Raw genomic sequence first — 13,298 nt, 5'->3', positions numbered from 1 at the left:
CGAGCAAGCACCTGGGTCTGTAGCTCAGTTGGTTAGAGCACCGTGTTGATAACGCGGGGGTCGTTGGTTCGAGCCCAACCAGACCCACCAAACTGGTGGAGCAGGTTGCAGGCAAGTGAGTGCAGGAAGACATCCAAGTTTCGGGGGTTTAGCTCATCTGGTAGAGCACCTGCTTTGCAAGCAGGGGGTGAACGGTTCGATCCCGTTAACCTCCACCAAGATTGAAACATTGAAGCAAAGTACAAACCTAAGTCAAGCAGCGCGCTCAACAGCGATAGCGGCAAGCGATTTAGGTTTGATCTTTCAACAGAGATTAAGCAAGACAGTATTACCGTTCTTTAACAATTGAGAAGAAGTAAAGTAGAAATAATCAAAATTATTTCTGTAAAGAGAAGTTAGCAACGACAGTTGTTAATGGAAATTATGGAAGGGTTGTGATTGTATCGAACAAACATAGTATTACAAAGAGTTTGAAAAGCACTGCTGCAAAGCAGAGTTTTAGAAAAAATCAAATTCCTTGAGATACGGCAAACGCTAAAGAAATACTCATAAGTAATAAGAACTATAACCGGTTTTTAGTGATGAACCTGGGTTCAGTAATGAACACAGACACTAGAAGCTAACGTTATAGGGACAAGTGACTAAGTGCACATGGTGGATGCCTTGGCGATATCAGGCGATGAAGGACGTAGTAGCTTGCGATAAGCTGCGGGGAGCGAGCAAACACGCTTTGATCCGCAGATTTCCGAATGGGGAAACCCGGCCGTAAGGTCATTGCAACATGAATACATAGTGTTGCAAAGCGAACGTGGCGAACTGAAACATCTAAGTAGCTACAGGAAAAGAAATCAACCGAGATTCCCAAAGTAGTGGCGAGCGAAATGGGAACAGCCGCAAGTGATAGCAGACTTGATAGTAGAACGGAATGGAAAGTCCGGCCATAGAGGGTGATAGCCCCTTATACGAAATCATATCTGTGGTACTAGGCTTGCAACAAGTAGGGCGGGACACGAGAAATCCTGTCTGAACATGGGGGGACCATCCTCCAAGGCTAAATACTCGATATCGACCGATAGTGAACCAGTACCGTGAGGGAAAGGCGAAAAGAACCCCGGAAGGGGAGTGAAATAGATCCTGAAACCGTGTGCATACAAACAGTAGGAGCGGACTTGTTCCGTGACTGCGTACCTTTTGTATAATGGGTCAGCGACTTACATTCAGTGGCAAGGTTAACCGCATAGGGAAGCCGTAGAGAAATCGAGTCCGAATAGGGCGAAATTAGTCGCTGGGTGTAGACCCGAAACCAAGTGATCTACTCATGGCCAGGTTGAAGGTGCGGTAACACGCACTGGAGGACCGAACCCACTAATGTTGAAAAATTAGGGGATGAGCTGTGGGTAGGGGTGAAAGGCTAAACAAACTTGGAAATAGCTGGTTCTCTCCGAAAACTATTTAGGTAGTGCCTCAAGTATCACCATCGGGGGTAGAGCACTGTTATGGCTAGGGGGTCATCGCGACTTACCAACCCATTGCAAACTCCGAATACCGATGAGTGCGAGCTTGGGAGACAGACGTCGGGTGCTAACGTCCGGCGTCAAGAGGGAAACAACCCAGACCGCCAGCTAAGGTCCCAAAGTATCGCTAAGTGGAAAACGAAGTGGGAAGGCTAAAACAGTCAGGAGGTTGGCTTAGAAGCAGCCACCCTTTAAAGAAAGCGTAATAGCTCACTGATCGAGTCGTCCTGCGCGGAAGATGTAACGGGGCTAAGCGATACACCGAAGCTGCGGATATATCTTAGGATATATGGTAGGAGAGCGTTCTGTAAGCCTGCGAAGGTGTCTTGTAAAGGATGCTGGAGGTATCAGAAGTGCGAATGCTGACATGAGTAGCGATAATGGGGGTGAAAAGCCTCCACGCCGTAAGCCCAAGGTTTCCTGTTCAACGTTCATCGGAGCAGGGTGAGTCGGCCCCTAAGGCGAGGCAGAGATGCGTAGCTGATGGGAAGCAGGTTAATATTCCTGCACCGTCGTATGATGCGATGGGGGGACGGATCACAGAAGGTCGTCAGGCGGTTGGAAGAGCCTGTTCTTGACTTGTAGAAGGCACTTAGGCAAATCCGGGTGCGTAATTCAAGGGGTTGAGACGAGTGAATTAATTCATGAAGCGATCGGAAGTGGTTCCAAGAAAAGCCTCTAAGCTTCAGTCATACGAGACCGTACCGCAAACCGACACAGGTGGGCGAGATGAGTATTCTAAGGCGCTTGAGAGAACTCGGGAGAAGGAACTCGGCAAATTGGTACCGTAACTTCGGGATAAGGTACGCCCTTGTAGTTTGACCCCCCTGCGGGGGAAGGATGAAAGGGTTGCAATAAACTGGTGGCTGCGACTGTTTAATAAAAACACAGCACTCTGCAAACACGAAAGTGGACGTATAGGGTGTGACGCCTGCCCGGTGCTGGAAGATTAAATGATGGGGTGCAAGCTCTTGATTGAAGTCCCAGTAAACGGCGGCCGTAACTATAACGGTCCTAAGGTAGCGAAATTCCTTGTCGGGTAAGTTCCGACCTGCACGAATGGCGTAACGATGGCCACACTGTCTCCTCCCGAGACTCAGCGAAGTTGAAATGTTTGTGATGATGCAATCTACCCGCGGCTAGACGGAAAGACCCCATGAACCTTTACTGTAGCTTTGCATTGGACTTTGAACCAATCTGTGTAGGATAGGTGGGAGGCTTTGAAGCGGGGACGCCAGTTCTCGTGGAGCCAACCTTGAAATACCACCCTGGTTTGTTTGAGGTTCTAACCTTGGCCCGTTATCCGGGTCGGGGACAGTGCATGGTAGGCAGTTTGACTGGGGCGGTCTCCTCCCAAAGTGTAACGGAGGAGTTCGAAGGTACGCTAGTTACGGTCGGACATCGTGACGATAGTGCAATGGCATAAGCGTGCTTAACTGCGAGACTGACAAGTCGAGCAGGTACGAAAGTAGGACATAGTGATCCGGTGGTTCTGTATGGAAGGGCCATCGCTCAACGGATAAAAGGTACTCTGGGGATAACAGGCTGATTCCTCCCAAGAGTTCATATCGACGGGGGAGTTTGGCACCTCGATGTCGGCTCATCACATCCTGGGGCTGTAGCCGGTCCCAAGGGTATGGCTGTTCGCCATTTAAAGTGGTACGTGAGCTGGGTTTAAAACGTCGTGAGACAGTTTGGTCCCTATCTGCCGTGGGCGTTGGAAGTTTGAAGGGGGCTGCTCCTAGTACGAGAGGACCGGAGTGGACGAACCTCTGGTGTATCGGTTGTCACGCCAGTGGCATTGCCGAGTAGCTATGTTCGGAAGAGATAACCGCTGAAAGCATCTAAGCGGGAAACTCGCCTTAAGATGAGACTTCCCAGAGACTAGATCTCTTTAAAGGGTCGTTCGAGACCAGGACGTTGATAGGCTGGGTGTGGAAGTGCAGTAATGCATTAAGCTAACCAGTACTAATTGCCCGTAAGGCTTGTCCCTATAACCTTAGCAGGTTATCTGTTACAAGTATTTGTGAAGTGTTTGCCTGAACCTTACGTCAGTAAGTTGTTCGACAACAGTCACAACCACCACAGCATGCCATGGTCTGGCGTGCTGTGAAAAAAACATTGATTAGTGCGATTCAACCCGTACACTCTACTGCGCTTCTTCCCAATTGGATTTGTTGACCCTCACAGAATAGCGTGACTTAACAGATCAACAAGTTATGCCTGATGACCATAGCAAGTCGGTACCACCCCTTCCCATCCCGAACAGGACCGTGAAACGACTCCGCGCCAATGATAGTGCTGCAACCAGTGTGAAAGTAGGTCATCGTCAGGCTTTTATTCCGCAAAGCCCTTAACTCCATCCGAGTTAAGGGCTTTTGCCTTTTTAGAATTTTGCCTTTTTTTGTCTTTGCTTTCGCCTTCGTCTTTTTAGACGATTCAAACAATACCCCTTCCTTATCACATGACACCGCACTGGCTACGCTGCCGCTGTACCTATCTCTCATTCTTCCTTCTCGGTAAACTCCCCAACCATTTCACCGCCGCTCTCGTATTGGCCTTGAGTGTGTAATCTAATGACGCTACCTGTTCTTGTAGCGCTTCTTTAAACATACTGGATGCATCCGCCGGCAGTAGTTTTAAATAGGCATCTGCTTCGCCGTATTCTCTGTGAATTTCCATACCCGCTTTTTTTGCGATATGAATCATCGTCTGGTTGGACGACAGGCAATGCATGTATAAGGTGTCGACATCGGCATTGCGGCAATGAATCGCGCCACGTTCAAATAATTTGACACCAACGCTTTTGCCGCGAGCATTTTCAGATACAGAGACGCCAAATTCTGCGACTTTATCTTTGTTGCTTACTTCGTCCTCTTTCTCGCGGGGTGCAAAAGCCAAATGACCCACGCCGACTAAGCGAAAATGTGCGCTGACAACGCCAAATACCTTGTCTCGTGAAAAATCGATGCCCTGAACATATTTTGTAATCATTTCGTCTGGCAAATAGGTACCAAATCTCAGCAGGCGATCGCTCTCTTTTAACGCAAGAAAGTGTCGCAATATGCGGCGTCTGTCTTTCTCGGATAACTCTTTCACAAAAACGCTAGATTTAGCTACTGGTTTAGGCGACGGAGGATTGCCTTCTTTGTTTGCAGGGAAAATATCAGAGGCGTTCATGGTTGTCCTTCTACAAACAAATTTGTGCGGCGCACAATAATTGCTTAATTGTAGGTGAGGATTAAAGTTTATTCCAGAAAATCGCAGGCAGTAGAGTATTTATACTGTGCTAAGCAGCATAGCCAGAGCCTGTTATCGCGCAATGGGTGTTATGCTTAGCAGATGATATATTGTTATTAAAGGGATTAGTGAGCGATATCGTTAGGATTTTTGGCCTGAAATTGCTCTTTAAACTGACGTACAGCGTCAACCCTGGCTAGCCGTATTGCCAGCGCAATTTGCTGAGATTGTCCGGGCAGATTTTTTGCCGTGACTTGTTGCGCAATCGCGCCGGACTGCACTTGCTGTGCTGCCGCCAGTGCCTGTGCCAGATATTCTGCTTGCGGAAAGCGGATATCAGGCAAATCAGCCCGACCAAAACAGTCAGATTTTGCCGCGCTTAATAAGTCCAGAAAACGTTGTGGCTTGCGGAACGCGTCGCTACGTTCTAATAAGCTGATGATAGCGTCGTGGCGTAATTCAAAAGCACGCCCAATATTACCGTGATCCCGTGCTGCCATGATGGCCAGATCGCGACAATCAGTCGGTATTTTCAATCTCTGACAAACGGCTTCTACCAGATCAACACCGCGTTGTTCATGTCCATAATGACGTGGCCACTGATCTGGTAGCGTGGTGCCTTTACCCAAATCATGCATCAGCGCGGCAAAGCGAACCGGTAAGGAGTACGACTCGCTAGCAGCATAATCAACTACCGTCATTACATGCACACCGGTATCAATTTCTGGATGATGTTTGGGTAGCTGTGGCACGCCCCAGAGAGCATTTAATTCAGGCAGAATCCGCGCCAAGGCGCCGCATTCGCGCAGCACTTCAAACATGCGTGAGGGACGCTCCTCCATCAAACCACGTGATAGTTCTTGCCATACCCGTTCCTGTACTAAGGCATCCACTTCGCCAGCAGCTACCATCTGCTGCATCAACAACATGGTCTCTGGCGCGACGCTAAAGGCATTCGGATCAACCGAGAACCTCGCCGCAAAACGCGCCAAGCGCAAGATGCGTACCGGGTCCTCTGCAAATGCGGCGGACACATGCCGGAATATGCGTTGTTGTAAATCGGTTTGTCCGTTAAAGGGGTCAATAATATTGCCTGCTTCGTCCTGAGCCATGGCATTAATGGTCAGGTCGCGCCGGATTAAATCCTCGTCCAGCGTCACGTTGGCATCGGTGTGGAATACAAAGCCTTTATAACCAGGCGCAGTCTTGCGCTCGGTACGTGCGAGGGCGTATTCGTCGTGGGTTTTGGGGTGTAAAAAAACAGGAAAATCTTTTCCAACTGGCGTGTAGCCTTGCGCCAGCATATCGGCTGGCGTAGCACCTACCACAACATAGTCGCGATCTTGCACTGGCAAGCCTAGTAAGCGATCTCTAACTGCGCCGCCGACGATATAGGATTTCATACAATGATTGCAGATTTAAGGAGTGCAGAATCAATTTAAGAAAAATTAACCGGTACTTGATAATTGATACTTATCCGGCTGGCTTCAGCAAATTTATTTAAACTTGCTTACTCTTCAGGCTTGTTGGGCTTGGGTTCATCAGAACGAATTTCTTCTGCTTCCGTCAGCGCTTCTTGCATCCATTGTGCTACTGCGGGATGTGCTTCTATCCGTTCTGCATAAGCTTGCAAAGCCGGTGCCAGCGATACTACGTAAGTTTTAAAACGCATCACTACCGGCGCAAAGTAGGCATCTGCTATCGAAAAATCTCCAAACAGATACGCATGCGCGCCGTATTTTGCGAGGCAGTCTTCCCAAATTTCAGAGATGCGACCAATATCTGCCTGCGACCCTGCAGTGCGTCCCGCGCCTGGCGCAAACGCTTTAATATTCATCGGCATTTCTTTACGTAAAGCACTAAAGCCAGAGTGCATTTCTGCACAAACGCTGCGTGCCATTGCTCGTGCTGCGACGTCCTCAGGCCACAAATTCAGAAGTGGAAACTGCTCGGCCAGAAACTCACAAATAGCCAGAGAGTCCCATACCGTAATATCTTTCGCCAATAACACAGGGACACGACCTGCTAGTGAGTATTCTGAGATTTGCGCAGTCGTGTCCGGCATATCCAGCAAAATACGAATCTCTTCAAACGGAATGCCAAATGCTTTCATCGCCACCCAAGGACGCATCGACCAGGACGAATAATTTTTATTACCAATGACTAGTTGCACGGGTATTTTTTTATCCCCAGAGAAGATGGCAGCGAGTGTTGTCTCTAGTTCAGTATCTTGCATAGTTTGGTCAAAGAGTGAGGTATAAAGCAGGTTGAATATCGAATATTTTTTTTAAAAATCAAGGTAAATCAGAGTCAGTCGCAGACATACCCTTTGGAACGACTACGCCTAAGCGAGCTTTAAGTGATTGTGGTTTTTTTTCGAACAGCGCAGCATAGTAAGTAGCATTAGATAAGACATTTTTCACGTAGCCACGCGTCTCTGAAAACGGAATTGTCTCTGCAAAAATAGCGCCTTCTACAGGGCGCGTCAAACTGGCACGCCAAGCACGCGGACGACCTGGCCCCGCGTTATAGGCAGCTGATGCCAGCGCTTGCGAGCCGCCTAAATCTGTCAAGACCATATTCAAATAATTGGTGCCAAGTGCGATGTTGGTATCGACATCATTAACTTGCTCAGGCAAGAAATTACCAAGGCCAATTTTTTTGGCAACATAGCGGGCAGTGGCCGGCATAATTTGCATTAAACCTGATGCGCCTACATTCGATTTTGCCTTCATTACGAAACGGGATTCTTGTCGTATTAAGCCATATACCCATGCCATGTCCAAGCCCAAAGCTTGCGTCGTCTTATACATACTGTCATTAAACGGTGTCGGATAACGCTGGCTAAAGTCCAGCTCGCCTTTAGTACGGTCAGAGGTATTTACCATGCGGTCTAACAACTCGTTTTGACGTGCAAATTCTGCTGCGGCAATGTGTTGGCGCTCGCTCATTTTGCGCAGCTCCCAATTCCATTCACGGGTGCCTTCAAAACGCAAATTCATGGCATAAAATTTCAGCGCTCTTTGTAAGCCTGGGTTCGCTTGTATCGGTGCGAGTTCTTCTGCCGTTACTGGTTTAATTGTCAGTGGCACGCCAATTTTTTGACCACGTTCTTCCAGCGCTAACTGGCCGTAAAATTGTAATTGATCACCAATACTGGCAAACATTACTTGTGCCTCTTCAGTCTTTCCCTCGGTCATGAGTGCGCGTGCTAGCCAATATACCCATGCTGGATCAGATTTTAGACTCGCTGGCATGGCGGCAATCGCGCTTTTTACTAGCTTCCAATCACCTTCTCTGAGTGCGGTGCGGACGCGCCATTGATAGCCTTCCAACGATAGCGTTGCGCCTTCAGTCCGTTGCCAATAGCCTAGTGCTTCTGGCTGTAGCTTCAACGCAGCTTGCAAGGCAATTTGCGCCCAAGCCTGGGCGCGTTCGCTTTCAGAAAACTTAGCGCTAAAACGGGATAAAGTATCGGCCGCATCCTGAGGGTCGGCTTTTGCTTGCCTGCCTAATGCGAGGATGTACAGCTCATGCGCTACTTTGTCAGATTCAGGGGCTTTTTTTAGCATCAAAGCTGGCTTCTCAAATACTTGGGTAATCCGTTTGTCGCCAATCTCTAATAGCCGTGCCAAGCGTTGCGCCAAAGGCTGCGCGCCATTTTCCGCCGCTATACGCATTTGGGCCCAAAGATCGTTGTCACTGAATTGACCACTCGCCGATAAATACGTGACTAGCGAGTAGCAACCGGCACCGTAGTCGCGGGGCGCAGTTAACAGCGCACGTGCTTCGGTCGCTACTTTTTGCTGTTTAGTGGCTTTAGAGAGCAGGGCATAGCATTTAACTTGAGTATCATCAGCCACGACAAATTGCGGATATTGCACATCAAACGTATCCCATTCACCACGTTGGCCGAGGAGTAGCAGCCAATCGTTGCGCAGACGGTCGGCAATTGCACTACCTTCATATTTAGATAAGAAATTTTTAAACTCGTCCGCAGAGGCCGTGCGCAAGCGAGTTTTTAGACGATAGTAATCAACGTACGACGGAATAGTGTATTGCGCCAGTGCGGCCGCATACTCATCTGCCTGGGCGGCATCGTCATGCATTGCAGCGTCACGCAGCGCCATAAAACGATCATCATCATTGACAAAGGTTTTACTCGGTTTTGCCGCTTCTGCGTTGGTGTACGGAGATAAAACTGCTACCATTGTTGCCAACGACAGACAGATTTTCAGGCAATTTTTAGCGCCAATTTTGAAGTTAATTGCAGGAATATTAATGCCAGTATTTTTAGCAGTAATTTTGCTACCTGCTATTTTGTTATATAAAATTTTATTGAGCAAATCCATTTTCTACAGCTTCCATCTTGACGTTTAAGACAGTATGACACAGCCCACTCAGCTCGCAAGCCTTCGATTACAAAACTCTAAAACAGGATTGACTGGTCATGGTTGATCAATTTCATGGCGAATCGCGCAGTGGTTTGCGCAAACGCTTGCTAGATCAACGCCGCTCTGCCAGTCTGGATGACAGGCAGCGATGGGATTTACATTTGTCTCAGCAAGTTTTGGCATGGTGCAGTACATATCAACCCGCTAGCCTAGGTGTTTACTGGCCGATTCAGGCAGAGCCAGATTTACGCGCTTGTTATGCCCAATTGCACAATTTAGGTATTCAGCTTGCTTTGCCCGTTGTAGTTGCCAAATATAAGCCGCTATCATTTGCGGCCTGGCAGCCAGGAGATGCAATGGGGCAAGATGATTACGGTATCGCCATCCCAGAAAAACCCTGGCAATTCTTGCAGCCGCAAGTATTGGTAATCCCTTGTGTCGGATTTAATAGTCAGCATTTTCGGCTTGGTTATGGCGGTGGATTTTATGACCGAACTTTGGCGCTAACACCAAGGCCAAAAACAATCGGAATTGCCTACTCGCTAGCAAGCACAGAATTTGTAGTTGGCTCGCATGACGTACCGTTAGATTGGATATTAACGGAGAGGAGCTAACTGATTTTATTTTCAACGCCCATTCATTCTGCAGCTTCTGGCACGATATTGGTCCGGAGGCCACATAATCATTGGACGTTCAAATTCGGAGGTTCTGTTCACTTCGCAAAGTGATATAGCGCCACCACCCGGCTAACAACGCCACGCTGAGCAAAAATAATCCCATTGCGCCATTTGGTCGCAGCACACCAAGATAAGAAATCGCCACCGTCGCCACGCTTTTTTTTGCGCGCCTCATGCCGCGCCAGCGCTGCAAGCCTTTTAAGCCGGACAGCACTAACGTAAATGTTGCACACGACAGCAAAGTGACGCGGAACACGTTTAGCAAATTGAGTTCGCCCAGCGAGATTTTTTTATAGATTAAACCGATGATTGCCATGCAAATCGCAGCACCGATGGAGATCGCTACGTTCACATACATGGTCTTACGGCTGGTGATTGCAGCATCTTCCAGCTCTGCTTTTAGCATCTCCACTTTTTCATTGATCAAGGTGGAAGTCTCATGCTTGATAGCGAGAATGCGCTGATCTAATGCGGCACCGATTTGTTCGGTTGAATAATCAATCAAGGCTTTAATATCGTCCTTGGTCATGCTGCGCTGGTTGTGAATTTCTTCTGACAGTACAGCAATATTGCGATCAATCTGCGCGCCGGCTTGCTGAATAACTTGGGATAATTCCGTACTCACTTGCTGTATCGAGCGCTCAACTAAGGGAGCTACATTTTGATCAATCAAACGCTCCATCGATTTCTCAAAATCATTGGACGCTTGTTTTAAATTGAGTAAATCTAGGCCCATGGAGCTTCCTTAGTGACTAAGCATTCGCAATGCACATAAATTGCATTGAGTATCTTAAGCCGATTCTGAATTTTTCAAGCCTCAATTCAAGCTGCGACTCTGATGCAATCTCGTTAAATTTCGTCAGTGAGATCATGATTCAGATGTTCAATCTCGCCCCATGAGATCAATTGCAAACCGTTTGCCAGCGTCGGGTCGTACCGAAAGCGGTTAATACTGGCATTATATAAAGTGACTTCGCGCGGCGCATCTAGTGCCAGATTGTTAGCGGCGCGATAGGCGCATTCGAGTACGCCGCCATGCGCCACCAAAGCGATTTTTTGTCCTTCAAATTGTTTCGCATAATGCAGGATATGTGTCATGACCCGCGTGTGGAACTGACGTATGGTTTCGCCCTGATTTTCTCCGGGTGGAAACGGTGCATCAGGATCACGTGCTTGCCAGACTGCGTAAGCCTCCGGAAAGCGCAGTGGCAGATCGCTGTACAACAAACCTTCAAAGCCGCCAAAGCAGCGTTCGCGCAGACCAGCATCAATACGCGTACTGAGACCTTGCAGACGAGCGATTTCTCCGGCGGTTTGTACTGCACGTTGCAGATCGCTGGAAATAATGGCATCCAGTTTTTCATTTTGTAATGCCGCAGCAAGAGCTTTTGCCTGCCGCGTGCCCTCTGCATTGAGCGGAACGTCTAAGTGGCCTTGTAGTTTGCGGATCGCATTCCAAGCGGTTTCGCCGTGGCGGATCAAGAGAATATCGGTCATAAATAACGCTTCTGAATGTTGACTATACAGCGGGCTTCTTGGTTTGCAGCCAGAAAGTGACAGGCCCATCGTTGGTCAGCGAGACCTTCATATCGGCGCCGAACTGTCCGGTAGCGACTTTGGCAATCTGGCTATGTTTGGTGCTGGCTTGAGTGACAAAGTAGTCAAATAATCTGCGACCATCTTCTGGCGATGCGGCCGGAGTAAACGAGGGGCGCGTACCAGAATTGGTATCGGCCGCTAATGTAAATTGTGGCACCAGCAGCAAGTCCCCTGCGGTATCGGTCAAGCTTAAATTCATCTTGCCAGCGTTATCTGAAAACACACGGTAGGCCAGTAATTTTTTAAGCAAGGCATCGGCTTGTACTTCGCTGTCACCGCGTTCTGCGCACAACAACACCAGCAAACCTGTGCCAATCGAGCCTATGGTGTTGCTATCAACGACAACACTGGCATGACTAACGCGTTGTAGTAGTGCGATCATGTTGTCGTTTTTTGATAGATGCGGTGCAGATGCCGGACGTAATCCATACCGCAGATCATGCCGACAAAGTGATTTTGGCAAATTTACGTTTACCCACTTGCAGTACAAAGGTACCCGCCTCAATTTTGACGGCTTTGTCGCTGACAACTGCGCCATCCAAACGCACGCCGCCTTGATCTATCATACGCATCGCATCGGAGGTGGAGGGGCAGAGATTGGTTTGCTTCAATAGTTGTGCGATCGCAATCGGCGCGCCACTGAGTGCGATTTCTGGCACATCGTCGGGAATGCCACCTTTGGAGCGGTTGACGAAGTCCGTCAGCGCGTCGTCTGCGGCCTGCTTATTATGGAAGCGCGTGACAATTTCTTGCGCAATGGCGACTTTAATATCCCGTGGATTTTGTCCCTCGGCGACTGCTTTTTTATGGGCTGTAATTTGCTCCATTGAGCAGAACGATAATAATTCGTAATAGCGCCACATCATGATGTCCGAAATGCTCATGATTTTGGCGAACATCGTGTTGGCAGGTTCGGTGATGGCGATGTAATTATTTTTGGATTTCGACATTTTTTCTATGCCATCCAAACCCTCCAATAGAGGCATGGTCAAAATACATTGCTGCTCTTGTCCATAATCTTTTTGCAATTCACGACCAACTAATAAGTTGAATTTTTGGTCAGTGCCACCAAGTTCCAAATCGGAGCGCAACGCCACAGAATCATAACCCTGCATCAGCGGGTATAAAAATTCATGCACCGAAATGGGCGTTCCTGCTTTAAAACGTTTTGTGAAATCGTCACGTTCCATCATCCGCGCTACGGTGTATTTTGATGACAATTCAATCATGCCACGTGCGCCTAGCGGATCTGACCATTCAGAGTTGTAACGGATCTCTGTTTTGCTCGCATCCAGCACGAGACTGGCTTGCTTAAAGTAAGTCTGGGCGTTTGCTGCTATCTGTTCACGGGTCAGCGGTGGGCGCGTCGCATTGCGTCCAGAAGGGTCGCCGATCATCGACGTAAAATCGCCGATCAAAAATATGACGGTGTGGCCTAAATCTTGCAACTGCCGCATCTTGTTCAATACAACAGTATGTCCCAGGTGCAAATCTGGTGCGGTTGGGTCAAGACCAAGTTTGATGCGTAAAGGCTTGCCAGTTTGTTCACTACGAGCTAATTTTTGCGCAAATTCGGATTCGATTAACAGTTCATCCGCACCGCGTTTAGCAACTGCCAGCGCATGTTGTACGGCATCTGATAGTGGTAAGACCGTGGATGATGCTGCAGATTTTGAAGAAAGAGAGGGAGTTTGTATGGAGGTCATTATGATTTTATCTACATCAGTTTTTTGTAACACCGCTAGCCGATCGAGTGGTCTGCACCCATAATCAGTTTTTTTTGCAAGGTAGCTTTGCTATAATCCAGCGAGATTTTTTCGTGCATTCAGCCTCGGGCACTATACGAAAATGGTATGAAAATGAGATGGAACGAT

General features: G+C 48.3%; 9 protein-coding genes, 2 tRNA genes and 2 rRNA genes. 5 read left to right on the top strand and 8 right to left on the bottom strand.

From position 1 onward, the window contains the following. The first annotated feature begins 13 nt into the window (after window positions 1–13). The 4 genes from RGU72_RS12795 (at window position 14) to rrf (ending at window position 3,849) form a co-directional block, all read left to right on the top strand. Window positions 14–90 (top strand) — tRNA-Ile (locus RGU72_RS12795). A gap of 52 nt (window positions 91–142) precedes the next feature. Then, window positions 143–218, top strand: a tRNA-Ala gene (locus tag RGU72_RS12790). 413 nt (window positions 219–631) lie between these two features. Continuing rightward, window positions 632–3,507 (top strand): 23S ribosomal RNA (locus RGU72_RS12785). 229 nt (window positions 3,508–3,736) lie between these two features. After that, a 5S ribosomal RNA gene (rrf, locus tag RGU72_RS12780) occupies window positions 3,737–3,849 on the top strand. 161 nt (window positions 3,850–4,010) lie between these two features. Here the strand turns inward: rrf and RGU72_RS12775 are convergent. From RGU72_RS12775 to RGU72_RS12760, 4 genes are all read right to left on the bottom strand, one after another. Then, window positions 4,011–4,694: a GNAT family N-acetyltransferase gene (locus RGU72_RS12775; RefSeq protein WP_322120094.1), complete on the bottom strand. Its 684-nt coding sequence runs from the start codon at window positions 4,692–4,694 to the stop codon at window positions 4,011–4,013. Between the two features lie 185 nt (window positions 4,695–4,879). Continuing rightward, window positions 4,880–6,157: a multifunctional CCA addition/repair protein gene (locus RGU72_RS12770; protein ID WP_322120093.1), complete on the bottom strand. Its 1,278-nt coding sequence runs from the start codon at window positions 6,155–6,157 to the stop codon at window positions 4,880–4,882. 107 nt (window positions 6,158–6,264) lie between these two features. Further along, window positions 6,265–6,990, bottom strand: coding sequence for a glutathione S-transferase family protein (locus RGU72_RS12765; RefSeq protein WP_322120092.1), 726 nt, complete (start codon window positions 6,988–6,990; stop codon window positions 6,265–6,267). Window positions 6,991–7,048: 58 nt separating this feature from the next. Then, window positions 7,049–8,965, bottom strand: coding sequence for a transglycosylase SLT domain-containing protein (locus tag RGU72_RS12760; RefSeq protein WP_416200165.1), 1,917 nt, complete (start codon window positions 8,963–8,965; stop codon window positions 7,049–7,051). 239 nt (window positions 8,966–9,204) lie between these two features. Here RGU72_RS12760 and RGU72_RS12755 point away from each other — a divergent pair, with 239 nt between their 5' ends. Further along, window positions 9,205–9,762 carry a 5-formyltetrahydrofolate cyclo-ligase gene (locus RGU72_RS12755; RefSeq protein ID WP_322120090.1) on the top strand — a complete coding sequence of 186 codons (558 nt, stop codon included), beginning with the start codon at window positions 9,205–9,207 and terminating at the stop codon, window positions 9,760–9,762. A 79-nt stretch (window positions 9,763–9,841) separates the two neighbouring features. On the opposite strand, the gene RGU72_RS12750 is transcribed toward RGU72_RS12755, so the two are convergent. The 4 genes from RGU72_RS12750 to tyrS form a co-directional block, all read right to left on the bottom strand. After that, the gene (locus RGU72_RS12750) at window positions 9,842–10,561 is read right to left on the bottom strand and encodes a hypothetical protein (protein ID WP_322120089.1); all 720 of its coding nucleotides are present in this window, start codon (window positions 10,559–10,561) and stop codon (window positions 9,842–9,844) included. 113 nt (window positions 10,562–10,674) lie between these two features. After that, window positions 10,675–11,322, bottom strand: coding sequence for a histidine phosphatase family protein (locus RGU72_RS12745; protein ID WP_322120088.1), 648 nt, complete (start codon window positions 11,320–11,322; stop codon window positions 10,675–10,677). A 22-nt stretch (window positions 11,323–11,344) separates the two neighbouring features. Beyond that, window positions 11,345–11,806, bottom strand: coding sequence for a D-aminoacyl-tRNA deacylase (gene dtd, locus RGU72_RS12740; RefSeq protein ID WP_322120087.1), 462 nt, complete (start codon window positions 11,804–11,806; stop codon window positions 11,345–11,347). Between the two features lie 55 nt (window positions 11,807–11,861). Next, window positions 11,862–13,130, bottom strand: coding sequence for a tyrosine--tRNA ligase (gene tyrS / locus RGU72_RS12735; protein ID WP_322120086.1), 1,269 nt, complete (start codon window positions 13,128–13,130; stop codon window positions 11,862–11,864). Between the last annotated feature and the right edge of the window lie 168 nt (window positions 13,131–13,298).

The sequence above is a fragment of the Undibacterium sp. 5I1 genome (genome assembly GCF_034314085.1).
Taxonomy (GTDB): domain Bacteria; phylum Pseudomonadota; class Gammaproteobacteria; order Burkholderiales; family Burkholderiaceae_D; genus Undibacterium.
This window is presented reverse-complemented; position numbering and strand designations above follow the sequence as displayed.

Excerpts from the sequence above, each read along its gene's own strand:
- RGU72_RS12775 (WP_322120094.1), bottom strand. The coding sequence starts at position 4,694 with ATGAACGCCTCTGATATTTTCCCTGCAAACAAAGAAGGCAATCCTCCG.
- RGU72_RS12770 (WP_322120093.1), bottom strand. The coding sequence starts at position 6,157 with ATGAAATCCTATATCGTCGGCGGCGCAGTTAGAGATCGCTTACTAGGC.
- RGU72_RS12765 (WP_322120092.1), bottom strand. The coding sequence starts at position 6,990 with ATGCAAGATACTGAACTAGAGACAACACTCGCTGCCATCTTCTCTGGG.
- RGU72_RS12760 (WP_416200165.1), bottom strand. The coding sequence starts at position 8,965 with ATGGTAGCAGTTTTATCTCCGTACACCAACGCAGAAGCGGCAAAACCG.
- RGU72_RS12755 (WP_322120090.1), top strand. The coding sequence starts at position 9,205 with ATGGTTGATCAATTTCATGGCGAATCGCGCAGTGGTTTGCGCAAACGC.
- RGU72_RS12750 (WP_322120089.1), bottom strand. The coding sequence starts at position 10,561 with ATGGGCCTAGATTTACTCAATTTAAAACAAGCGTCCAATGATTTTGAG.
- RGU72_RS12745 (WP_322120088.1), bottom strand. The coding sequence starts at position 11,322 with ATGACCGATATTCTCTTGATCCGCCACGGCGAAACCGCTTGGAATGCG.
- dtd (WP_322120087.1), bottom strand. The coding sequence starts at position 11,806 with ATGATCGCACTACTACAACGCGTTAGTCATGCCAGTGTTGTCGTTGAT.
- tyrS (WP_322120086.1), bottom strand. The coding sequence starts at position 13,130 with ATGACCTCCATACAAACTCCCTCTCTTTCTTCAAAATCTGCAGCATCA.